Origin of the sequence: Variovorax glacialis (genome assembly GCF_051216375.1) — a bacterium.
Lineage (GTDB): Bacteria > Pseudomonadota > Gammaproteobacteria > Burkholderiales > Burkholderiaceae_C > Variovorax.
The window spans coordinates 541,342-564,511 of sequence record NZ_JBPJZT010000003.1 but is presented as its reverse complement, the minus strand read 5'-3'; the positions used below and the strand labels follow the sequence as shown (position 1 = coordinate 564,511).

Annotated in this window: 18 protein-coding genes; 8 read left to right on the top strand and 10 right to left on the bottom strand. The window is 66.1% G+C overall.

All coding sequences use genetic code 11. The features are described 5' to 3' along the window. The first annotated feature begins 1 nt into the window (after nt 1). The 6 genes from ACSFBL_RS11380 (at nt 2) to ACSFBL_RS11355 (ending at nt 7,240) form a co-directional block, all read left to right on the top strand. Nucleotides 2-772: a uroporphyrinogen-III synthase gene (locus tag ACSFBL_RS11380; protein ID WP_435515861.1), complete on the top strand. Its 771-nt coding sequence runs from the start codon at nt 2-4 to the stop codon at nt 770-772. Then, nucleotides 769-1,848 (top strand): uroporphyrinogen-III C-methyltransferase, encoded by a 1,080-nt coding sequence (locus ACSFBL_RS11375; protein ID WP_435515860.1) that lies wholly within the window; start codon nt 769-771, stop codon nt 1,846-1,848. Before ACSFBL_RS11380 ends, ACSFBL_RS11375 begins: the two co-directional genes overlap by 4 nt. A 7-nt stretch (nt 1,849-1,855) precedes the next feature. Further along, the gene (locus tag ACSFBL_RS11370) at nt 1,856-3,139 is read left to right on the top strand and encodes a heme biosynthesis HemY N-terminal domain-containing protein (protein WP_435515859.1); all 1,284 of its coding nucleotides are present in this window, start codon (nt 1,856-1,858) and stop codon (nt 3,137-3,139) included. A 276-nt stretch (nt 3,140-3,415) separates the two neighbouring features. After that, nucleotides 3,416-4,534, top strand: coding sequence for a polysaccharide biosynthesis/export family protein (locus ACSFBL_RS11365; protein WP_435515858.1), 1,119 nt, complete (start codon nt 3,416-3,418; stop codon nt 4,532-4,534). A gap of 16 nt (nt 4,535-4,550) precedes the next feature. After that, nucleotides 4,551-4,991, top strand: coding sequence for a low molecular weight protein-tyrosine-phosphatase (locus tag ACSFBL_RS11360; protein WP_435515940.1), 441 nt, complete (start codon nt 4,551-4,553; stop codon nt 4,989-4,991). Continuing rightward, entirely contained in the window at nt 4,988-7,240 is a 2,253-nt protein-coding gene (locus tag ACSFBL_RS11355) for a polysaccharide biosynthesis tyrosine autokinase (protein WP_435515857.1), read from the top strand. The genes ACSFBL_RS11360 and ACSFBL_RS11355 overlap by 4 nt, the downstream gene beginning before the upstream one ends. Nucleotides 7,241-7,502: 262 nt before the next feature. Here the strand turns inward: ACSFBL_RS11355 and ACSFBL_RS11350 are convergent, their stop codons facing one another. The 10 genes from ACSFBL_RS11350 to ACSFBL_RS11305 form a co-directional block, all read right to left on the bottom strand. Next, nucleotides 7,503-8,759, bottom strand: a complete 1,257-nt coding sequence (locus ACSFBL_RS11350; RefSeq protein WP_435515856.1) for a glycosyltransferase WbuB — start codon at nt 8,757-8,759, stop codon at nt 7,503-7,505. 7 nt (nt 8,760-8,766) lie between these two features. Beyond that, nucleotides 8,767-9,984, bottom strand: coding sequence for a glycosyltransferase (locus tag ACSFBL_RS11345; RefSeq protein WP_435515855.1), 1,218 nt, complete (start codon nt 9,982-9,984; stop codon nt 8,767-8,769). Further along, complete coding sequence (locus ACSFBL_RS11340; RefSeq protein ID WP_435515854.1) at nt 9,981-11,330, bottom strand: hypothetical protein; 1,350 nt, start codon at nt 11,328-11,330, stop codon at nt 9,981-9,983. Before ACSFBL_RS11340 ends, ACSFBL_RS11345 begins: the two co-directional genes overlap by 4 nt. Continuing rightward, nucleotides 11,327-12,508 (bottom strand): glycosyltransferase family 4 protein, encoded by a 1,182-nt coding sequence (locus tag ACSFBL_RS11335; RefSeq protein WP_435515853.1) that lies wholly within the window; start codon nt 12,506-12,508, stop codon nt 11,327-11,329. Before ACSFBL_RS11335 ends, ACSFBL_RS11340 begins: the two co-directional genes overlap by 4 nt. Beyond that, nucleotides 12,505-13,167 carry an LbetaH domain-containing protein gene (locus tag ACSFBL_RS11330; protein ID WP_435515852.1) on the bottom strand — a complete coding sequence of 221 codons (663 nt, stop codon included), beginning with the start codon at nt 13,165-13,167 and terminating at the stop codon, nt 12,505-12,507. The genes ACSFBL_RS11335 and ACSFBL_RS11330 overlap by 4 nt, the downstream gene beginning before the upstream one ends. Further along, nucleotides 13,164-14,141 carry a hypothetical protein gene (locus ACSFBL_RS11325; RefSeq protein WP_435515851.1) on the bottom strand — a complete coding sequence of 326 codons (978 nt, stop codon included), beginning with the start codon at nt 14,139-14,141 and terminating at the stop codon, nt 13,164-13,166. Before ACSFBL_RS11325 ends, ACSFBL_RS11330 begins: the two co-directional genes overlap by 4 nt. Nucleotides 14,142-14,169: 28 nt before the next feature. Then, nucleotides 14,170-15,135, bottom strand: coding sequence for a GDP-L-fucose synthase (gene fcl / locus ACSFBL_RS11320; protein ID WP_435515850.1), 966 nt, complete (start codon nt 15,133-15,135; stop codon nt 14,170-14,172). A 38-nt stretch (nt 15,136-15,173) separates the two neighbouring features. After that, the gene (locus ACSFBL_RS11315; RefSeq protein ID WP_435515849.1) at nt 15,174-16,613 is read right to left on the bottom strand and encodes a mannose-1-phosphate guanylyltransferase/mannose-6-phosphate isomerase; all 1,440 of its coding nucleotides are present in this window, start codon (nt 16,611-16,613) and stop codon (nt 15,174-15,176) included. Then, nucleotides 16,610-17,332, bottom strand: a complete 723-nt coding sequence (locus tag ACSFBL_RS11310; RefSeq protein WP_435515848.1) for a sugar transferase — start codon at nt 17,330-17,332, stop codon at nt 16,610-16,612. Before ACSFBL_RS11310 ends, ACSFBL_RS11315 begins: the two co-directional genes overlap by 4 nt. Nucleotides 17,333-17,874: 542 nt before the next feature. Beyond that, nucleotides 17,875-20,916 (bottom strand): Rne/Rng family ribonuclease, encoded by a 3,042-nt coding sequence (locus tag ACSFBL_RS11305; RefSeq protein WP_435515847.1) that lies wholly within the window; start codon nt 20,914-20,916, stop codon nt 17,875-17,877. Between the two features lie 540 nt (nt 20,917-21,456). On the opposite strand from ACSFBL_RS11305, the gene ACSFBL_RS11300 reads away from it, so the two are divergent. Both ACSFBL_RS11300 and ACSFBL_RS11295 read left to right on the top strand, forming a co-directional pair. Continuing rightward, complete coding sequence (locus ACSFBL_RS11300; RefSeq protein WP_435515846.1) at nt 21,457-22,506, top strand: RluA family pseudouridine synthase; 1,050 nt, start codon at nt 21,457-21,459, stop codon at nt 22,504-22,506. After that, on the top strand, nt 22,499-23,167 hold the full coding sequence (locus tag ACSFBL_RS11295; RefSeq protein WP_435515845.1) for an HAD-IA family hydrolase: 669 nt from the start codon (nt 22,499-22,501) through the stop codon (nt 23,165-23,167). The genes ACSFBL_RS11300 and ACSFBL_RS11295 overlap by 8 nt, the downstream gene beginning before the upstream one ends. Nucleotides 23,168-23,170 lie beyond the last annotated feature (3 nt).

Below are 23,170 nucleotides of genomic sequence, written 5' to 3'. Positions count from 1 at the left end.
GATGGCATCGGCAAGGGTGATCGTCACGCGACCGGCCCGCGAGGCCGCGCGCTGGGTCGACGACCTGCGTGCGGCAGGACTCGATGCGGTCGCGCTGCCCCTCATCGCCATCGAGCCGCTGGAAGATCCTAAGGCGCTCGATGCCGCGCGACAGCGGCTGTCCGATTACGACGCGCTGATGTTCGTCAGTGCCGCCGCTGCCGAGCATTTCTTTCGTGGCGTCGATGTTGCCGCGCCGCTGCGGCCCCGCTTCTGGGCAACCGGGCCCGGCACCATGCGCGCCATCAGGGAAGTGGGCGTGCCTGCGTCGTCGATCGACGCGCCGGCCCCCGCCGCCTCGCAATTCGATTCCGAAGCGCTGTGGGCGGTTGTGCGGTTGCAGGTCGGCCCAGGTGCGCGCGTGTTGATCGTCCGCGGCGGCGATGCCTCCGGCCAAGCTGCCGGACGCGACTGGCTCGCGCGCGAGATCACGGCCGCCGGCGGTGCCTGCGACGAGGTGGCCGCCTATCGTCGCGTGCTGCCCCTCTTCGGCGACGCCGAACGCGATCTCGCGGCCCAAGGCGCGTCGGGAGCCGCGGTGTGGCTCTTCAGTAGCTCCGAGGCCATCGCCAATCTCTGCCGGTCGATGCCCGGCACGTCCTGGCACGCAGCACTGGCGGTCGCCACGCACGAGCGTGTCGCCGATGCCGCGCGTACCGCGGGTTTCGGTCGTGTGCAAGTGTCTCGACCTGATCTGCCTGCGTTGGTCGCGTCGATAGAATCCTTTGCATGAGCGACGCTTCCGTCTTGAATGAGCCCTTGCAGGAACCCGTGGCGCGCGCTCCGGTGCCGGCCAACCTGCAGGCCAGCCATGCGGCGGCCGTGGCGCTGCTCTCGCGCATCCTGTTCGGGTTGCTGGCGGTAGTCGCCGTGGCCGCGCTGGTGACTTCGCTCGCGCTCTGGCAGAAGGTCAGCGGCATGCAGGAACAGCTTGCACGCCAGAGCGCCGATGCGCTGGCCCAGTCACTGGAGGCCCGCACCCTGGCGCGGCAGGCGCATGAAGTCGTGCGCGACACGGCGGCCCGCCTCGCGCTGGCCGAGACGCGCGTCGGCGAGGTGGCGTTGCAACGCACCCAACTCGAAGAATTGATGCAGAGCCTCTCGCGCTCGCGTGACGAGAATCTCGTCGTCGATATCGAGGCGGCCGTCCGCCTGGCGCTGCAGCAGGCGCAGGTCACGGGCAACGTCCAGCCCTTGCTCGCGGCCCTCAAGGCCGGCGACCTGCGCATCTCGCGCGCCTCGCAGCCGCGGCTGGCACCGCTGCAGCGTGCGATGCAGCACGACGCCGACCGCCTGCGGGCCAGCGCGAGCGCCGACAACGGCGAGGCGCTGCAAAAGCTCGACGACCTCATCCGCAGCGTGGACGACCTGCCCGTGCTCAACGCCGTGGGCATGCGCGGGACGGGCGCAAACGCGCAGCAAGTCGAGCCGGTGCCGGCGGACGCGCCGTGGTGGCAGCGTTTCCTGGTGCAGGTGCGCAACGAGGCGCGCTCGCTGCTGCGCGTCGGTCGCATCGAGCGTCCCGAAGCCGTGCTCCTGACACCGGACCAGACCTTCTTCCTGCGCGAGAACCTCAAGCTCAAGCTGCTCAATGCGCGACTCGCGCTGCTCTCGCGGCAGGTCGATACCGCGCGCGGCGAACTGGCCACGGTGTCGGCGTCGATCAATCGCTATTTCGACCCGTCTTCGCGCCGCGTGCAGGCCGCTGCCACGCTGGTGCAGCAGCTCCAGGCACAGGTGAAGGCCACGGAGCCGCCGCGTATCGACGAAACTCTGGCCGCGCTAGCCACGGCCGCATCCGGTCGCTAGGCGGGTCATGCGCGCAGCTCTCTGGTTTCTCGCCCTCTTCGGCATCGCGGCTGCGGTGGCGCTGTTCGCGGGCAACAACCAGGGCACGATCACTGTCTTCTGGCCGCCGTGGCGGGTCGACTTGTCGCTGAACCTGGTGCTTCTGCTGCTGTTCGGCGCTTTCGTCCTCCTGCACCTCGCGTTGCGGGGCCTCTCGGCCTTGTTCTCGCTGCCGAAGCAGGCGCGCCAATGGCGCATGCAGCAAAAGGAGCGGGCGCTGCATGCGGCCCTGCTCGATGCGGCGGTGCAGTTGCTGGCGGGTCGGTTTTCCCGCGCGCGCAAGGCCGCGCTGGCAGCCCTCACGCAGGAGCGGACGCTGGCGGCGCTGGATGCCCGGCTTCCCCAGGCTTTGCAGGTGCGCGTGATGGCGCATCTGCTCGCGGCAGAGAGCGCGCAGTCGCTGCAGGACCGGCCGGCGCGCGATTCGCATCTGCAGCACGCGCTCAACGAAAGCGCGGAGCGCGGTGCCTTGTCCTCGCCCGAAACACGCGAGGGCGTTCAATTGCGCGCCGCCCGCTGGGCGCTGGACGACAGCGATGCCCCCGCTGCCCTGGCGCGGCTGGAGGAACTGCCACAGGGCGCGCAACGCCGAACCCTCGCCCTGCGCCTGCGCCTCAAGGCAGCCCGGCAGGATCGGAGGACCCTCGAAGCGCTCGAAACGGCGCGGCTCCTGGCCAAGCACCGCGCCTTCTCGGATGCGGCGGCGCGGAGCATCGTGCGAGGACTGGCGACCGAACTGCTGTCGGGCGCGCACGATCCGGCCCAGCTGTTGAGAGCCTGGAACGAGTTCGACACCTCGGAGCGTGAAATGCCCGAGGTCGCGATCCACGCGGCCCAGCGCATGGTGGCGCTGCGCGGCGACCTGACGCTGGCGCGGGCCTGGCTGCTGCCGGTCTGGGAGCGCATGATCGAATTGCCCCAGAGTCTGGGCGAATCCCTCCGCGTGAAGTTGGTGCGGGCGCTGGAGGCGGGGCTGGATTCGGTCGATGCCGATTGGCTGGCCCGGATCGAGTCGGCGCAAAGAAACAACCCGCGCGACCCGAATCTGCAGTACCTTGCGGGCATGGCTTGCATGCGGCGGCAGCTTTGGGGCAAGGCGCAACAGTTGCTCACACAGGCGGGGCTCGGCTTACAGGACGCCAACCTCCATCGACGCGCCTGGCAGGCACTTGCACAGCTTGCGGAAGCACGCGACGACAACGACCAGGCCTCGGCTGCCTGGAAACGCGCCGCGCAGACTGAGAATCCCTGAAAAATACCCGCCGCAACGGGGCCGCTTGCTATCAGAATGGTAGCAATTCGAGATGTTACGAGATGAAAACCCACGGCCGTGGACTACATCTTCCGTATTCTTTTTGGGTCATAAAGCACTGCTTCGCTCTTGCTAACGACCTACGCCAAGAAAGGGTTTGAGATGCCCAATCTCCTGATGTACAGTCGTAACTGTTTGCAAAAGTATTCATTTCAGGGTCACGACGTGGGGTTGGTTTTGAATCGTCATCTATTACATGCCGCTTTGTTTGTTGCCGTGGGCCTTCTGGTCCAGGGCTGCGCGCCCTTGGCACCGGGCTTCCGCTCCGCAAGCAACGATGCTTCGAAATCGGTGTCGCCCGCGGGCTTCTCGACGGCCAATACCGATCCGCCGCCCCCGGGCGCGCTGATCGAGATCACGCCCGACTTGATCCAGGCGCAGCGTGCGGCGACGCTCGAGACCAAGCTCGGGCCCGACGTCATGGCGTTGATGGGCCAGGCCGGGCCCTACCGCATCGGCATCGGCGACGTCGTTGGCATCGTGGTCTTCGATCATCCCGAGATGGTGTTCAGCTCGGTGCCCGCGACCACGGTGGCTGATCCCGCCAGCGTTTCGCCGGCGCCCGGCTACATCGTTTCCAACACCGGGCAGCTGAGCTTCCCCTACGTGGGCAAGCTGAACGTGGTCGGGATGACCATCCAGGAGCTTGAGGAGGCCGTCGTCCAGCGACTGGCGAAGGTCTTCAAGAATCCGCAACTCAGCGTCCGCGTCGAGGCCTTCCGGAGCAAGCGCGCCTACCTGGAAGGCGAAGTGCGTACGCCGGGCCTGCAGGTCTTCACGGACATTCCAATGACGCTCTCCGAGGCCCTCAATCGCGCTGGCGGCGTTGCGCCCACCGGCGATCGGACCTCGGTGAATCTCACGCGCGACGGCAAGACCACGCGCATCGACATGATTGCCATGGCCGACGCCGGCATCGATCCGAGCCGCATCCCGCTGAAGAACGGCGACATGATCTACGTGCGCAACCGCGACGAGAGCAAGGTCACCGTGATGGGCGAGGTGACGCAGCAGATGGGCGTCCAGTTGCGCAGCGGCCGCCTGAGCCTGAACGACGCGCTGATCGAAGTCGGCGGCCTCAACCTGACCACCGCCAATCCGCTGCAGATCTACGTGATCCGCAACGAGGCGAAGGGCCAGTCGATCTTCCACCTCGACGCGCGCACGCCGACGGCCATCGCGATGGCGGATGGTTTCGCGCTGAAGCCCAAGGACGTCGTGTATGTCGATCCGGTCCCGCTGGTCCAGTGGAACCGTGTGCTGAACCTCGTTCTTCCGACCGCCACGACCGCGATCACCTACCGCCAGTTGGGTTCGCCCATCAACGGACAGTAGAAGATCGATCGTGACCATCCAGAACGTCCTCGTGGTGTGCCTCGGAAACATCTGCCGGAGCCCGATGGCCGAGGGTCTGCTCGCCTCCGCCCTGCCGGATGCGCAGATCGGCTCCGCGGGGCTCGAGGCGCTCGTGGGACATCCGGCCGATCCGATCGCCTGCGAACTGATGGAAGAGCGGGGCATCAGCCTCGCCGAGCACCGCGCACGCCAGATCAGCCATGAGCTGTGCCAGCGGGCGGATCTGATCCTCGTGATGGATCGCGAGCAGCGGCGCTGGCTCGAGGAGCGCTATCCCTTCGCCGTCGGCAAGGTGTTTCGACTCGGCGAGTTCAGTGACAGCGAAGTTCCCGACCCCTATCGCGCCGGCCGAAATGTATTTGCCCAGTCCCTTTCGCTCATAGAAGACGGTGCCCAGGAATGGGTCAAACGCATATCAAGAGTATCCAGCCGATGACCTCCACTCTCACTCCAAAAGTCAATCCCAGTTCGCACGGCACGACGGACGAGGAGGATCTCAACCTTGGGCACTACCTTGAAGTCCTGACGGCCCACAAGTGGCTGATCGCCGCGGTCACGCTGGTGGTGTTCGGGATCGGCGTGGCCTACGCGCTGCTAGAGCGGCCGATCTACGAGGGCAACCTCGTCATCCAGGTGGAGGATCCGGACACCAGCAACAAGGGCATCCTGAGCGAAGCGGGCGGGCTGTTCGACGTCAAGACGCCGGCAAGCGGCGAGATCGAAATCCTTCGCTCGCGCATGATCGCGGGCCAGGCGGTGGAAGCGACCAAGATCTACGTCGCAGCCGTTCCACGCTACGTTCCCTACATCGGCGGCTGGATGGCGCGGCGCGCGACCGCGCTGTCGGACCCGGGCTTCCTGTGGCTCGACGGCTATGTGTCGGGCACGGAGCAGATCGCGGTGTCGGAATTCAACGTGCCGCTCAACATGGAGGGCTCCCTCTTCATCCTGACGGCCAAGGGCGGTGGTCAGTACCAGATCTCGAATCCGGGCCTGGCCGCACCGTTGACCGGCACTGTGGGCACGATGCTCAAGGCCAACGTGGGCAAGGAAAGCCTCGAACTCCTGGTGACCGTGCTCGACGGCAAGCCGGGCGCCCAGTTCAACCTGGTGCGCTCCGCCAAGCTGCCGACCATCGTCGGACTGCAGACCAGCCTCAGCCTCGTCGAGCGGGGCAAGTCGTCGGGCATCATCAACGTGTCGCTGCAGGACAGCGATCCCTACAAGCTCACGCGCGTGCTGAACGCGGTCGGCGAGCAATACGTCAAGCAGAACATCGAGCGCAAGGCGGCCGAAGCGCAGAAGACGCTGTCCTTCCTGGACGTGCAGTTGCCGCAGTTCAAGCGCCAGCTGGAAGCTTCCGAAGAGGCCTACAACCGCTTCCGCGTGCAGAAGGGCACCGTCACCATCGGCGAGGAAGCCACGCTGATCCTGACCCAGGCGGTCGATCGCCAGACGAAGCTCCTGGACGCCCAGCAACGCCGGCGTGAACTCGAAAGCCGGTTCACGGCGAATCACCCCACCGTCCAGACGCTGGATTCACAGATCGCCGCCCTGAAGACGGACATTGGCGAGATCCAGGGCCGTATCAAGAACCTGCCGACCGTGCAGCAGGACGCGGTGCGCCTGGAGCGCGACGTGAAGGTGAACACGGAGCTCTACCAGTCGCTGCTCAACAATGCCCTGCAATTGCGGCTGGTGAAGGAAGGCAAGGTCGGCAACGTCCGCATTCTGGACGAGGCGATCATGCCGATGTACCCGGTGAAGCCCAACCGCAAGGTCATCATGGCCGCGGCCTTGGCGCTGGGCCTGTTCCTGGGTGTCATCGCCGCCTTCCTGCGCAACGCTTTCGTCGAGCGCAGCATCCGCGACCCGCATGAAGTCGAGGCCGAGAGCGGCCTGCCGGTGTTCTCCTCCATTCCACTGAGTGCGGCGCAGGAAGCGATTTCCAAGCGACGACTGAGCGGGGCCACCGGCGTCCGATTGCTGGCCATCGAGCACCCGGACGACCCCGCGGTGGAAAGCCTGCGGAGCCTGCGCACCGCGATGCAGTTCGCAATGCTGGAGGCGCCGAACAATCGCGTGCTGATCACCGGCCCCACGCCGGGCGTCGGCAAGAGCTTCGTGACGGCCAACTTCGCCGCGCTGATGGCTGCGGCGGGGCGGAAGACGCTGCTGATCGATGCCGACCTTCGGCGCGGCCACACGCACCAGTATTTCGGGCTGCAACGCCATGGCGGCCTGTCGGAACTGATCGCCGGCAGCCTGACCGTGCAGCAGACCGTGCACCGCCAGGTGGTGCCGAGCCTGGACTTCCTGGCCACGGGGCAGCTGCCTCCCAATCCCGCGGAACTGCTGGTGTCCGACTCGTTCAAGTCGACGCTGGAGAAGCTCTCCGAGCAGTACGACCTCGTCGTCATCGACACGCCGCCGGTGCTGGTCGCCGCCGACACCAGCACGGTTGCCATGCATGCGGGCACGGTGCTGCTGGTGGCGCGCGCCGATCTGTCGACCATGGGCGAGCTGAAGGAAAGCACGCGCCGGCTCGTGATGGGCGGCAAGACGGCGACCGGGGTGCTGCTCAATGCGATGAACGTCGGACGTCGCCAGTACGCGGCGTACAAGTACGGTCGCTATCGGTACACGAACTACAACTACGAGAGCATCCTTCCCGAAGAGCAGTAGCTCGCCCCCAGGCTTCGCGCACTTCGTGTCGCTTCGCCTACCCCCTACCGGGGGCAACACCGGCGGCCCGGCTGAGCCGGTTCCGCGGTGTTCCTGGACTCGCCCCCAGGCTTCGCGCACTTCGTGTCGCTTCGCCTACCCCCTACCGGGGGCAACACCGGCGGCCCGGCGGAGCCGGTTCCGCGGTGTTCCTGGATTCGGCCCGGGGCGCGGTTCATCCCACCTCATCCCATCTGGCCCGGCATTGCCGGGCCTTGGTGTTTCAGGAGGGGGCCTGGCTTTGGCGGGCTTGGGGTTCGGGGGTGATGCAGTCCTGGAGATCGCGCTCGAATTGGGCGAGGACTGCGTTGCGGTCGAAGCGATCTTCGGCGAAGGCGCGGGCGCGGATGCCGAGGTCGCGGCGCAATTCGGGTTGGGATGCGAGGGTCAGGACGGCGTTGGCGAAAGGCTTGGCGTCGTCGGGCGCCACCGCGATGCCGCATTGGGATGCGACCTTGCCCAGTTCGGTTTCGGGGCGTGCGCCGGCGACGACGGGGCGGCCGCTGCTGAGCATGCCGGTGAGCTTCGAAGGCATCACGAGGTCGGCGGCGTCGGCGCGCTGGGGGAGCAGGTGGATGTCCGCGAGGCCCAGCAGGTCGCCCAGGCGTTCGACGGGTTGGAGATCGAGAAAGCGCACGTTGGCCTGGCCTTCGCAGCGCTTCATCAGGTCGGCGCGGCCGGCGCCGTTGCCGCAGAAGACGAACTGGAGCTTCGGCTGGTCGCGGAGCATGACGGCGGTCTCCGCCAGCAGCTCGAGGCCCTGCTTGGCGCCCATGTTCCCGGAATACAGCGCGACCACGGCGTCGGAGGGGATGCCGAGTTCGGCCCTGTAGGGGCTGTCGGTGCGCAACGGCTGGATGGCGGATACGTCGGCCCAGTTGGGCAGGGAGACCAGGCGCGCGTCTTCGGTGCCCTTGGTGCTGGCGCGCTCCATCATGCGCAGCGAGATGGTCGAGATGCGGTCGAAGCGTCTCATCAGGCCACGCTCGATCGACGCGACGAAGGAGCGCAGGCGCGCGCCCTTGAGCAGGCCGAGTTCGAAGGCGGCGTCCACCTCGTAGTCCTGGATGTGCAGCCATGCCTTCGCCGAGCGCAGGCGCGCGAACGCGAGCGCCGCCGGCGAGCAGAACAGGGGCGGCTCGGTCACCCACACCACGTCGGGCTTCCAGTTCCATTGCGCGAGCAGGGCGGGCACGCTGGTCAGCGCGAAGCTGGCCAGGTGGAGGAGGCGGCGAAGGCCGGTCACCTTGCGTGGCACCCACAGCGGCGTGCGAATCACCGTGGCGCCGTGCCATGTCTCGGTGGCGTACCGCGAGGCGCTGTAGCCGGGCCAGACGGCCCAGTCGGGGTAGTAGGGCGGCGCGGTGACGACGCGCACCTCATGGCCCTGCGCCGCCAGCCAGGCGACCATTTCGCCCGTGTACTTGCCGATGCCGGTGAGTTCCGGCGCGAAGTTGATTCCGTAGACGAGCAGCTTCATGAAACCTTCAGACTGCGTTGCGGCGCTGGCTCGGGGCAGCTTGCCTGTCCTGGAGCGGACCGAAGCGTGACGCCCCGGGCGAGTGGTCGCCGATGATCTGGACGAGCGTTTCGGCGACCTGCCCGACCTGGAAACGGAACTGGAAGCAGCGCAACGCCGCGACGCGCATGGCGGCCACTTCCGACCGCGGCAGCGCCAGCCAGCGTTGCAGCGTCTCGACGGTCGCTTCGAGCGTGTCGTCGCCGACCAGGCCGGCGCCGTCCTCCGCGATTTCGCGCCAGATGTTCACCTTGTTGCTGATGAGCACGGGCTTGCCGCAGGCGAGAGCTTCCACGACGGCGATGCCGAAGTTTTCCTGGTGCGACGGCAGGCAGAAGGCGTCGGCGGCATAGAAGGCGCCCCACTTCATGTCGCCGGACACCATGCCCGTCCAGGTGATGCGCGATGCGATGCCGAGCTGCTCGGCCCGCTGCTTCAGCTGCTGGACGAGGGATTCCTCGCCGGGGCCGGCCATCACGAGGCGCAGGTCCGGGGCATCGGCCAGCACGCGGGCGAAGGCCTCGACAAGCAGATCGCCGCCTTTCTTCTCGTGGACGCGGCCGAGATAGAGCAGCAGCTGCTTGTCCTTGAGTTCAGGGTATGCCGAAAGAAAGCTGGCCGCGAGTTCCCGTGCGTTCGAAGGCGGCGAAGACGTGCCGTACGAGCCCACCACTTCCCGCGCGCGATAGAGCCAGAAGGATTGCCGCGCCAGCACGCGTTCTTCCTCGCAAGTGAAGATCACCGCGGCCGCATCGCGCAGCACCCGGTACTCGCCCCAGGGCCAATAGAGCCACTTCTTCAGGTGCTTGAGCGGATAGCGGCGCTTGAACCACGGGTCCAGCATGCCGTGCGTGTAGACGAAGTAGGGCGTGACGGACCCGCTCAGCGCTCGCCATGCCGCGAACCCGGTGTATTGCCAGAGGCCGTTGACGATCACGGCGTCATAGCCGGTCGCGTGCTCGCGCAGCCACGGGACGACCTTGGCGTCGTAGTGATAGCCGCTCGACGGGCCCAGCGCGTGGACCGGGGCAGGGCAGTCGCGCACGATCTGCTCCGTCGGACCGTCCAGCGACAGCAGTTCGCTGGTGTGGCCCAGCGCGACGAGCGCCTGGTGGATTTTCAGCACGCCCTCGATCGGTCCGCCTCCTCGGGGGTCGACCGACGTGATCAGATGAAGGAGCCTCACGACGACGCGCTTCGAGGAGGGAAGAATTCCATGTTCGGGAATCTGAAGACGAGTAGCCCGAACGCCAGCATCGGCCCCAGCAGGCCATGCGCGGAGATCTGTCCCACCGCCGGCCAGGTGAGGACGGCCAGGGCCACGGTCATCCACAGCAGGATCGGGTAGACGGAGCGTTGCCTGTATGCGAGGCGCACGGCTTTGCCGATCCCGACGGCCAGGACCACGATCTTGAGCGCGGTGAACACGTAGCCGATCAGGCCGCCTTCCAGCAGGATCCGGCTGGCTTCGACTTCGGCCAGTGCGAAGACGGTGGAGTCGCCGGTGCGCACATAGGTGGCCAGGTTCGAGCCCAGACCCAGTCCATAGCCGAGCCACGTGATCTTTTCGTAGGTATAGGGCTCGCCGATGAAGATGTGGAGCATGCGCTCCCAGAAATCCTCGACCTCCGAAGCCTGCTCGAAGCGCTGCCCCGTGACTTCGATGGCACCGCTGAATGCATAGAGGAGTACAGCCACCAGCATCATGCCGAACACGATGGCGATGGCTGCCCTGACTTTGCCCTTGCCCTTGGCCAGCCACAGCCTTCCGGCGAAGTAGGCTGCCAGCATCACGCCCGAGTAGATGACGGCGGCGCGCGATCCGCTGACCACGCTGGCGATCACGAAGCAACCCAGGACCGCTGTCACGAAGAGGAACTGCAGCTTGGTCCGCTTCCTGGCGCCGACGAGCGCAAAGACGAGCGGCGCCGTCAGTGCGATGAAGGTGGAATAGCCGAGCGTGAAACTGAACGTCCCTGTCGTGCGGACCACGCCGGCGACCGCGACGAAGATGCCTTCCTCGTCGCCACCTTCCAACTGGGCATTGATGCGCGCGCCAGGAGGCGAGAAGTGTTGCAGTACCGAGAGCGGCGCCATGAGGAGCAGCACGGTGGCAGCCACCAGGACGGCGGCGCGGTAGTCCGCTTCGTTCATCGCTGCCGCCGCGGCAACGCCGAACCAGATATAGAGCAGCCAGAAGCGCAGGCCGATGAGCAGCACGGTCGGAGAACTCTCCCCGCCGACGAGTTGCAGCAAGCCCCACGCGACGACCAGGCACGACCACGCCAGCATCACCAGCGTGACCCGCCTTTGCCTGCGCAGGGCGCCGCTGCTCCACGCGTGGGCGATCACGTAGATCGCGATCAGGTCGCGCAGCAGGATGAGCGGCAGCGTGGCCCCCGATGTCACCCATTTACGGACTGCGCCTTCCAGCACGACGATCAGGAACACCGCAATGAACGCATAGCCGGCACGGCTCAGCGACGTGCGCTGGGCGAACGTCTGCGGGAAATGCGCGGCGGTTGTGCTCATTGCACGAAGTCCTCCAGCAGACGGCCCGCACGGGAGCGGTAGCTGGTCCACGAGAAAGCCTGGCCGGAGCGCATGGCGGCCGGCCGGGCGGCCTGCAGCAGGTCAGGGTTCTCGATGAGCTTGCGCACGGTGGCGTAGAGCGCGTTTGCGTCGGGCTCGACGATCCAGCCGCTGCCCGGGTAGTCCTCGACCATCGCCTTGGCGCCGGTCTGCGTCGACACGATGGCCGGCGTGCCGCAGGCCATGGCTTCGGCAACGACCATGCCGAAGGAGTCAGAGCGCGAGGGCAGCAGCAGGCAGTCGGCTTGGGCCAGCACCGCGTAGAGCTCCTTCTGGGGCGCATTGGCGGTGTGTCGGGCATTGGGCGTCGCCTCGACCGCGCTCAGCAGGCTCTGGTCGCCGACGCCGCCCATGAACTCCAGGTCGTACGACAGGCCGTCCGCATGAAGGCGCCGGAATGCGTCGACGATCAGGTCAACCGATTTGCGGTGGCACAGCGTGCCCGCGAAAACAAACCGCGGGCTGCCTTGCGGCGGCTGCCAGCTCGGGATCTGGGCTGGCGGCTCCGCGCCGAGCAGCAACGGGCGAAGCTTGTCGCGCGGGACGCCGTTGGACACATAGCTCTCGGCAGCCAGCGGCGAACAGGTGAGGATGAGGTCGGCCATCTGCACCTCCTCGTCCTTCCGCCGGTTGATCTCGGGGGTGTAGGGCGTCGCGCCCTGACCGATCAAGTCGGCGGCCGCCTTGTGATGGAAGGCGGCGGCGTCCAGGACGCAGCGCGCACCGACCGCCTTGGCAGCCTTGAAGGTGTGGTACGCCGCGTTCTCGTAGGCGACGACGACCTTCGGCTTGAACTGGAGGATCTGCCGTGCGGCCCAGGCGTCGAACCAGTGGAAGATGCGATGCGTCGTGTCGGAGGTGTTCCGGTTGTGGCTCAACGAAGCCACCACACGCAGCGCGAACTGGAAGCGCGCCGGATGACGGCGCAGCGTCTCGGGGATGTCGACGTGGCGAACCTTCTGGCGATATCTTGCGGGCAGCCACCAGGGTGGGTCCTCGCCATTGGCCGTCACCGGCACGCCAGACCAGAAGGACTGGAGCAGCGACCGCTCGTGAAGGGCCAGCGCGAGCTGGTGCGAGTGCTGGAGCCCGGGGTGGGTGACGAGGACGGATCTCATGGTCTCGGCTCCGCGCCCGCGCCGCCGTGAAGCGGCGGCGTCGTCCCTGCGGGAATCGACTTGTCGTGGCCTGTCCACGCCTCGTAGGCGGGCAGCAGCGAGACAGGGTCGTAGCAGAGATCGGGCGGTCTTGCGTTCAGCCGGATGGTTGCGGGATTGCCCGTCGCCACGGCCAGCGGGGGAACATCCTTCGCGACCACCGCGCCCGCGCCCACGACCGCGCCATAGCCGATCCTCACGCCGGGCAGGATCGTTGCGCCGACGGCGATCCACGCGTAGTCCTCGATGTGGATCGGCTTCTTGAACAGTCTCCAGCCCGGGTCGCCCACATGATGGCTTGCGGTGAGGAGGGTCACCCGGTCGTTGATGACCACCCGTGATCCGATGGTGACGGTGTCGAGCACCACGATTTCGGCCGAACCCGAGATGAAGGTGTGCTCGCCGACACGCAGGTTCGAGGCAGGCCCCTTCAGGTCGAAGCGGTCGAGAATGGACAAGGCACCGACTTCGACGCCCCGCCTGCGAAAGCTGTGGCGCCGCCACAGGATCCTGAGCAGCGCACGGAAGTTCAGCGCGCGCTTGGCCCACACCACGAGCCAGCGCTTCGACCCCAAGGCGGGCCGCTCGCGGGAGGTCCAGAGAAAGCGGATGTCGTTCACTTGCGTGCTTCGGTGATCAGCGCCCGGAGCGCCGAGACATGGGCGCTCACGCTATGCGGTTCGTACCATTGGCGTGCCGCGCGACCGACGGCGCGCGCATCGATGATCGACGAATCCAACGCGGTGAATCCGGCCGCGTAGTGCACGTTGGCCGTCAGGCCGTCGTGCGACCCATAGTCCTGCCAGAGCAATATCGGGCAGATGCCGTGCGCACTGTAGGCGGAAAACACGCTGCTCTTCGACACATAGTCCGGCGGATAGGACAAGGCACCGTACGCCGCGGTGGACAGGGCGTGACTGACGTCCTCCGCCGAGAGCTTGCCGTGCGTGACGACGCCTTCCTGCGCGAGGCGCTGCGCCAGCGTGGTGTCCTGCATCGTCGGTCCAATGTCGTGGATCTCGAGGCCCGCTCGCTTCGCGCAGCGGAATATTTCGCCGTCCGACCAGTTGTACACATTGGCCCGCACGGCGGAACTGCCGAAGACGACCAGGCGCGGTTCCCTGTCCGCGTTGATCGAAGGCGGCTCGCCGACGGTCGAGAACACCGGCAGCACGCGATACGGCGCTGCCTGGCTCTGGTCCTGCAGCCAGCGGCCGGACTCCTCGCGATTGGTGAGCCAGAAATCGGAGAGCATGAGCAGTTGCCTGGCGATGCGCTTCTGGTACCTGTTGAGCCAGAACGCCGATCCCAGCGGCGAACCCGCCGGGGCGAACAGCTCGTGGAACACGATGCCTACGGCCTTGAACTGGGTGCGCAGGCTGCGGACCTTCCGCACCAGCCACATCGGCACGCCGCGCTTCTGAAAGCCGTAGCCACTGAAATGTAGAAGCAGGAAATCCCCCGAGAGCGAGGAGGTGTCGGTCGTGCGCGTCAATTCAAGCAACGGTGTCTCGAGCTGGCCGCCAATGGCGGTCGCGTAGTCCCGCACACCGCCGGTCCCGGGCGGAATGATGGAGATGGAGGCTGCGTGCATGCTTGAAATCCCGACGGAGGGAAGCCCCTCAAGCGACGAGTTCTTCGCTGCAGAAATCTTCGTACGCCAGCGCAATTCCTGCGCGGAGGGAAACCCTCGGCTTCCAGCCGAGTTCGCGAATGCAGGAGATGTCGAGCAGCTTGCGGGGCGCGCCGTCCGGCTTGCTGGTGTCGTAGTGGATCGCGCCGCGATAGCCCACCACGTCGCTCACTGTCTGTGCGAGTTCGGCGATCGACTGGTCTTCACCACTGCCGACGTTGATGTGGCTCGCCATGACGTCGGTGTGGGCGGCGTAGGTCTCGCGGGGGAGGTCCATGACGTGCACGCAGGCCCTCGCCATGTCGTCGACGTAGAGGAACTCCCGCTTCGGCGAACCCGTGCCCCAGATGACCACCGAGGGGGCATCGTTCAGCTTCGCCTCGTGGAAGCGGCGGATCATCGCCGGCAGCACGTGGCTGTTCTCGGGGTGGTAGTTGTCGCCCGGGCCGTAGAGGTTGGTGGGCATCACGCTGCGGAAGTCGCAGCCGTATTGCCGGTTGTAGCTCTCGCAGAGCTTGATGCCTGCGATCTTCGCGACGGCATAGGGCTCGTTGGTTGGCTCGAGCTTGCCGGTCAGCAGCGCGTCCTCGGCCATCGGCTGCGGTGCGAGGCGCGGATAGATGCAGCTCGATCCGAGGAAGAGCAGCTTGCTCACGCCCGTGCGCCAGGATTCGTGGATCAGGTTCGCCTCGACCATCAGGTTCGAATAGATGAATTCGGCCGGATAGCTGTTGTTGGCATGGATGCCGCCCACTTTCGCTGCTGCGACATAGACTTCCTGCGGCCGTTCCGCCGCGAAGAAGGCGCGCACCTGGGCCTGATCGGTCAGGTCCAGCTCCGAGTGGGTCCTGGCGATGATGTTGGTGTAGCCGTTCTCTGTCAGGCTCCGCACGATCGCGCTTCCCACCATGCCGCGGTGGCCCGCCACGAAAATTCGCTTCTGAAACTCGTTCATTGATTTACCGTGTCGGCCTGAGGTTGACGAAATGAGAGTTAAGCGAGCTTTCGCTCGCTCTCGGAGCTTGCGACGACATCCTCGAAACGCACGATGTCGTCTTCGCCGAGGTAGCCGCCGGTCTGCACTTCGATCACCTCGAGCGTGGTCTTGCCGGCATTCTCCAGCCTGTAGACCGCGCCCACGGGGATGTAGATCGACTCATTTTCCTTGACGAGTTGCGCCTTGTCATCACAGACCACCCTCGCTGTTCCCTTGACGACGACCCAGTGTTCGGCGCGATGGTGGTGCATGCGCAGCGCCAGGCGCGCGCCCGGCTTGACCGTGAGGCGCTTGACCGCGAAGCGATCGCCGTCGTCGATGCTGTCGTAGGCGCCCCATGGCCGCGGAATGCGCCGATGCCGCGTGGCCTGGCTGTGCCCGTGCGTGGTCAGCAGGGTGACTACATCCTTGACCTGCTCGGCGAATTCGTTGTGGACGACCAGCAATGCATCAGGCGTGTCGACCACCAGGAGATTCTGGGTGCCCAGCGCCACCACGGGCCTGCCGGGCGCATGGATGAAAGTGTTCCTGGCATTCATCGCGAAGCCGTGGCCGCTGATGCGGTTGCCATTGGCGTCCGCGTCGTGAAGGTCGGCGACGGCATTCCAGTTGCCCACGTCGCTCCAGCGGCCCTGGAAGGGAATGACCGCGACACGGTCGCATTTCTCGAGCACCGCATAGTCGATGCTCTGGCTGCGGCAACGTCCGAAAGCAGCGCCGTCCATCCGAAGGAAGTCGCCGTCGACATCGACCTCGGTGGTGGCGACCCTGCACACGTCGAGGATGTCGCTCGCGTGTTCCTGGAGCGCGGCGATCAGCACCTTGGCCTGAACGAGAAGGATCCCGGCGTTCCAGAGATTGCCGCCTTCGAGCAGCAACTGTTCGGCACGGGCAGCGTCGGGCTTCTCGATGAAGGCAGCGACCGCATGGCCTGCCTCCGCGCCGAGCGAGGCTTCGAGTGGGGCGCCCTGCCGGATATAGCCGTAGGCCGTGCTTGGGAAGCTGGGCTCCACGCCGAAGGTCACCAGGTAGCCCGCGAGCGCCGCAGGCACGCCCTTCAGGATGGTGGCCACGAAGCGCTCCGAATCGGGGATGTGATGGTCCGCCGGCGCGAAGAGCAGCAGGCGTTCCGGGTCCGCGAGCAGCGCGGTGGCGGCCATCGCCGCGGCCGTATTGCGTGCCACCGGTTCGAGCAACTGCTTGCCGGTCACGTGGGCCGCATCGATGCCTTCCTGGACCAGGAAGCGATGCTCTTCCGCCGCAACGCAAGTGACTTCGCTATTGAGCAACCGAAGACGCTCGAGCGTGAGCAGCAGCAGGCTCTTGTTGCCGACCAGCGGCACGAACTGCTTGGGAAGCGTCTTGCGCGACAGTGGCCAAAGTCGGGTGCCGCTGCCGCCGCAAAGGACGACCGGCTGGATCTGTGGCTGTGTCACCGCGAACCCTCCCCGGTGGTGACGGCGCGAACCGTCCGTACCAGGATCTTGAAGTCGAGCCACAGCGACCAGTTGCTCACGTATTCGACGTCGAGTTCGACACGGCGCGCATAGGAGAGTCGATTCCGTCCGCTGACCTGCCACAGACCCGTGATGCCAGGGCGCATGGCGCAGTAGTGCTCCCAGTCCTTGCCGTAGAGGCTGCGCTGGCGCTCCATGCAGGGGCGGGGGCCGACGATGCTCATGTCGCCCTTCAGAACGTTCCAGAACTGGGGAAGTTCGTCGAGGCTCAGCTTGCGGATGAACTGGCCGATCGGTGTAATCCGCGGGTCCTTTTCCAGCTTCTGGAAGGTGTCCCATTCGGTCCGGGCCATGTCGTTGCGGCTGAGGAACTCGTCCAGCACGTCCTCCGAATTCCTGACCATCGACCGGAATTTGTAAAAACGGAAGCGCTGTCCGCGTTCCCCGAGGCGGTTTTGCCAGAAGTGGACCGGACGCCCCATGCTCACCGCAACGCCCAGCGCGACGAGCAGATAGAGGGGCCCGAAGATGGCGAAGAAGACCAGCGCGCCAACGATGTCGAAGGTCCGCTTCGCGGTGCGTTCGAAGAGGCTGAGCTTGCGCGGCTGCGCAAAAACCGGGGGCGATGGAGGCCCACCGCCGTCAGGGGAAAAACGTCGGACCACGTGGCTATGTGCGGTCGAGTCTGAACGAAACATTTGAAAATCCCCCGTAACGGGTGCTGCCTCAAACAAGGAGCGTGGCAGTGTAACGCTTTACTACTATTAGCAAGAATTTGAACATATGCTGCGTCTGCTGTGATGTCAACAAAAGCGGTACATCTTCCGCCAGACGGCCTAGTGTCCCCACTCTGTAAAGAACCGCGGAACCGTCATTGGTGCAGCGCAACATATGAAACTCAAGTGTAGTCCTTTTGTATGACAAGATGTTAATGTGAAATCGGTCTGCGCTGTTGTTTACATACGCCGTTCTGAGACAAATCCCCGCAGAACGGCCGGTTTCGTTTGTGCGGCGCAGCAAAACATGTTGCCCATGAGGCGGCAAGGAGCACGAGGTAGCCGAAGCTAGACCTGAATGTGAGCGACACCCCTCGCTGGCGGTGGCGGCGCTCTTCTCATGTGCTTGTGCGCCGTTTCCTATGCCCGAGCCGGTTCCCGCGACCTCGCGCGGGCGCTTTTTTCCTTCAGGCAAGAAAAAAGGGAGGCCAATGGCCTCCCTTTGTTACTCAAGTCTCGGTGACTTAGTGATGGGCGCTTGCATCCTGGCCCGGTTGCTGCTCGAACGGCAGCACCATCGAGCCCAGGTCGCGACGGGTTTCGACCAGGACCAGCGGGCCTTCGTCGATCACGATCGCCGGCGGCCGCTCGCGCGGCACGTGCACGGGCCTGGGTTCGGCCGCAATGGCGGCGCGAACCTGCGCGACACGTTCGGCGTCCGAATTGACCCAGTGCAGTCCCGAACCTTCCGCCACCTGGGCGAGCTCGTGCAGGGGCAACTCGAACGGCTGAATCTTCGGAAGTGCGCGTGCGGAAGGCGCCTTCGCCTCCACGACGATCGGCGCTGCCACAGGCACTGCGACTCGCTCGGCGCGAACCGGGGCCGGGGTCGCTTCGATCGGGGCGGGCTCGTTCGCGGCAGCGGGTGCGGCGATGGCAGGCTGGCCCGCATCACCTTCCTCGCGGGGACTGCGTTCCCGGCGATCACGGCCGTAGCGGTCGCGCGAACGGCCGCGACGCTCTTCGCCCTCGCGGCGGGGAGCGATGTCTCCCTGGCCTTCGGCGGTCGCATTCGCGTCCATGGGCGCGTCGGCATCCATCGCCTGGGTCAAAGGAGCGGCCTCGTCGGTCCGCGCAGCCCCGTCGTTGCGACGCTCGCGGCGGCCGTCATTGCGGTCGCCTCGGGGGGCGCGCTCTTCGCGGCCATTGCGGGGCGCGCGCTCGGCAGGAGCGCCGTCCTGGGAGGCCTCGACGTTCGCGTCGCGGGCGACGTCGCCGTTGCGTTCGCGCTGGGCGTCGGCGTTGCGGTCACCGCGGTCGCCGCGCTCGCCACGTTCCCGGCGTTCGCCGCGAGCGCGAGGCGCGCGTTCCGGCGTCGGCACTTCTTCCATGCCCGGGCCGTTCTGGGCGACGGCCTGAGCGTCGAACTGGACATCGGCGGCGTCAGCCGGCATCGGACGGGCTTCGCCATCGCGACGCTCGCCGCGGCCGCGACGCTCACCGTCGCGTGGAGGACGGGCCTCGCGTGGCTCGCGCACCTGGCTGTCGTTGCGTGCTTCGTTGCGACCTTCGCGTCCTTCACGGCGTTCGCCCTCGCGGCGCGGCTCGCCGTCGCGGCGCGGCTCGCCATCGCGACGCTCGCCGGAGCGGCCGCCGCGGCGATCGCCGTCACGTCCGCCTCGGCCTTCGCCGCGTCCGCCACGGCGTTGTTCGCCCTCGCGTGCGGTGCGCGCTTCACCGTCACGGCCGCCACGGCCGCCTTCGCGACGCGGCTTTGGTGCTTCCACGGGAATGACGGCCGGCGCCGGCGCAGGCGCGGGGGCTGCGCCAAACAGGCTCTTGATCCAGCCGATGAAGCCGGTTTCCGCGGACTTGCTCGCTGCGGGCACAGGGGCAGCCACAGGTGCCGGCGCAGCCACGGGCGGACGCACCGCCTCGGGCTTCGGCACGGCGATCGGCGCGGGCGCATCAGGCAGCACGCCCTTGATCACCGGCGTCTGCCTGTTGGTCGGCTCCTGCGAACGGCGCGTCACCGAAGTCGGATCCTCGATTTCGTCCGCCATCTTGTAGCTGGCCTCGATGTGATCGAGTCGCGGATCGTCGTGCTTGAGGCGTTCCAGCTTGTAGTTGGGGGTTTCGAGCGTCTTGTTGGGCACCATCAGCACGGTCACGCGCTGCTTGAGTTCGATCTTCGCGATCTCGGGGCGCTTTTCGTTGAGCAGGAAGGAGGCCACTTCCACCGGCACCTGAACGTGCACCGCGGCCGTGTTGTCCTTCATCGACTCTTCCTGAATGATGCGCAGGATCTGCAGCGCGCTCGATTCGGTGTCGCGGATGTGGCCCGAGCCGCCGCAGCGGGGGCAGGGGATGGACGAGCCTTCGCTGAGCGCAGGCTTCAGGCGCTGGCGGCTCATTTCCATCAGGCCGAACTTGCTGATCGAACCGAACTGGACACGTGCCCGGTCCTGGCGCAAGGCATCGCGCAGGCGGCTTTCGACTTCGCGGCGGTTCTTCGACTCGTCCATGTCGATGAAGTCGATGACGATCAGGCCGCCCAGGTCGCGCAGGCGCATCTGGCGCGCCACTTCATCCGCCGCTTCGAGGTTGGTGCGGGTCGCCGTTTCCTCGATGTCGCCGCCCTTGATGGCGCGTGCCGAGTTCACGTCGACGGAGACCAGCGCTTCGGTGTGGTCGATCACGATGGCGCCGCCGCTGGGCAGCTGGACCGTGCGCGCGTAGGCCGATTCGATCTGGTGCTCGATCTGGAAGCGGCTGAACAGCGCGGCGTCGTCCCGGTAGCGCTTCACGCGGGCGGCGTGTTCCGGCATCACGTGCGCCATGAACTGCTGCGCCTGGTCGTAGATGTCGTCGGTGTCGATGAGGATGTCGCCGATGTCGTGATTGAAGTAGTCACGGATCGCGCGGATCACCAGCGAGGACTCCTGGTAGATCAGGAAGGCGCCCTTGCCGCCCTTGGCTGCGCCGTCGATGGCGGTCCAGAGCTTGAGCAGGTAGTTCAGGTCCCATTGCAGTTCGGGCGCCGAACGGCCAATGCCCGCGGTGCGGGCGATGATGCTCATGCCCTTGGGGTATTCGAGCTGGTCCATCGCCTCCTTGAGTTCGGCGCGGTCGTCGCCCTCGATGCGCCGGCTGACGCCGCCGCCGCGCGGGTTGTTGGGCATCAGCACGACATAGCGGCCGGCCAGCGAGATGAAGGTGGTCAGGGCCGCGCCCTTGTTGCCGCGCTCCTCTTTTTCGACTTGGACGACGAGTTCCTGGCCTTCCCTGATCGCGTCCTGGATGCGGGCCTGGCTGGCGGAGACGCCTTCCGCGAAGTACTGCTTGGAGATTTCCTTGAACGGCAGGAAGCCGTGGCGGTCTTCGCCGTAGTCGACGAAGCACGCTTCGAGCGACGGCTCGACGCGGGTCACGACGGCCTTGTAGATATTGCCCTTGCGCTGTTCGCGCCCTTCGATCTCGATTTCGTAGTCGAGGAGCTTTTGCCCGTCGACGATGGCCAGGCGGCGTTCTTCAGCCTGCGTGGCGTTGATCAGCATCCGCTTCATGATGCGTTGTCCTTCTGTTTTCGTATCGTTCTACCGGTCCATGACGGACCTAACGATGCACGGACGACGTCGCGCGAAACGAAGGAATTGCCGCTGTGCCCTGTCTGCCTTGGCCACCGCGCAAGCGCGAACGGCCGCATCGAGTGTCAAGTCGATGGCAGTCGGGGTGGGGGCGCGTGGATGGGCGCGAGCCCGATGTGGTGTTGACTAGCTATATTTTTTATAGCGATTGGCGCAATGGTGGCGCGCTCTACCGGCGATTCAATGCCTGCGGTCGCTGGTGGCAGCCAGCGCAGGAACAGTTGAATCAGTAGCATCAACACAAGGTACTCGCTTCGATCCGCCGGCAGCTTGTAGCCTGCCGGCTGAGGTATTCCGTATCGGTGTTTCGTGGGCGTCGGCTTGACTTGGATGAAATGCCCGCCGCCTTGCGCTCTTGCGCGTGGCTTGCAGACTCGACATCAAAGCGGCATCGACCTCACAGCGCTTCCTGCAGTGCTCTAAACTTCTGATTAATCAAGCACTTACAAGACCGCGCTGGTGAAAAACATTATAGGTGCGAAGCCAGGCCCCGCGGCAGCAGAAGTTCGCTTTCTGACGGTCGACGGGGAATCCGCTGGCCAACGCCTGGACAACTTCCTTTTCCGCCACCTCAAAGGGGTGCCGAAGACCCACGTCTACCGGATCATCCGGTCGGGAGAGGTGCGCATCAACAAGGGACGCGTCCAGGCGGAGACGCGCCTTGCGGAGGGCGATGTGCTGCGGCTGCCTCCCGTGCGCGTGTCGACCCGCTCGGAGGAGGGCGCGTCGCCACCTGCACCGCCACGCGAGTTCCCGCTGCTGCACGAGGACGACGCGCTTCTCGCCGTCAACAAGCCGGCCGGCGTCGCGGTTCATGGCGGCAGCGGCGTGAGCTTCGGCGTCATCGAGCAACTGCGAACCGCGCGACCCGCTGCCCGATTCCTGGAACTGGTGCATCGTCTCGATCGCGAGACCTCGGGGATCCTGCTCGTCGCGAAGAAGCGGAGCGCGCTGACCGCGCTGCAGGATCAGTTTCGCGAGCGGGAAACGGGCAAGACCTATCTGGCGCTGGTGGAGGGCGACTGGCCCGCCAACCGGAAGGTGCTCGACGCGCCGCTTGCCAGATACTTGCTGCCGAGCCAGGCGGGGGCGGCGGAAGGCGAACGGCGTGTGCGCGTCGTTGCCAAGGATCATCCGGACGCCATGCGCGCGGTCACGCTCGTGAAAGTTCTGGCGCGCTTCACGCTACCTGGGGACGCCGCGTCGTTTTCGTTGCTGGCGGTCACCATCAAGACCGGCCGCACCCATCAGATCCGCGTTCACCTCGCCTCGGCCGGCCACCCGATCGCGGGCGACGACAAGTACGGCGGTTTCGAGCGCAACCGCGTCTTGCAGAAAATCGGCCTGAAACGCATGTTCCTGCATGCCTGGCGCCTGCAATTCACCCATCCCGCGAGCGGAGAACGCATGGCGCTCCAGGCGGATCTGCCGCCGGAGCTGCATGCCTTGATGTCCCCTGCCGCGCTCGGCGCGCTCGCTGCCCACCCATTGCCCAAATCTCATGACTGATCTCCACCCCCGCCGTTTCGACCTGATCGCCTTTGATTGGGACGGAACCCTCTACGACTCGACGCGACTCATCGTGCGGTGCATCCAGGCCGCGGTGGTCGACGTCGGCGGTGCCAAGCCCAGCGAGACCGATGCCGCATGGGTCATCGGCCTTGGCCTGGCCGAGGCGCTTGCCCGTGCCGCCCCCGACGTGCCCAAGGAGAAATATGCGGAACTCGGCGCGCGCTATCGCTACCACTTCCTGCAGCACCAGGATGATCTCGTGTTGTTCGACGGTGTTCTCCCGATGCTCGATGCGCTCCGTGCGCGCGGGCACAAGCTGGCGGTCGCCACCGGCAAGTCGCGCCGCGGCCTGAACGAAGCGCTGGCCTCCAATGCGCTGCGTGACCGTTTCGATGCCTCCCGCACCGCAGACGAGACCTTCGGCAAGCCGCACCCGCGCATGCTGCTCGAACTCATGGAAGAACTCGAAGTGCCGGCCGAACGAACCCTGATGGTCGGCGACACCACCCACGATCTTCAACTCGCGATCAACGCCGGATGCGCAAGCGTGGGGGCGTCCTATGGGGCGCACGAACCCGGCAGCTTCGATGAACTGGGCCCGTTGCACGTGGCGCATTCGGTTTCAGGACTGACGGAGTGGCTTCTGGCGAACGCATGAAAA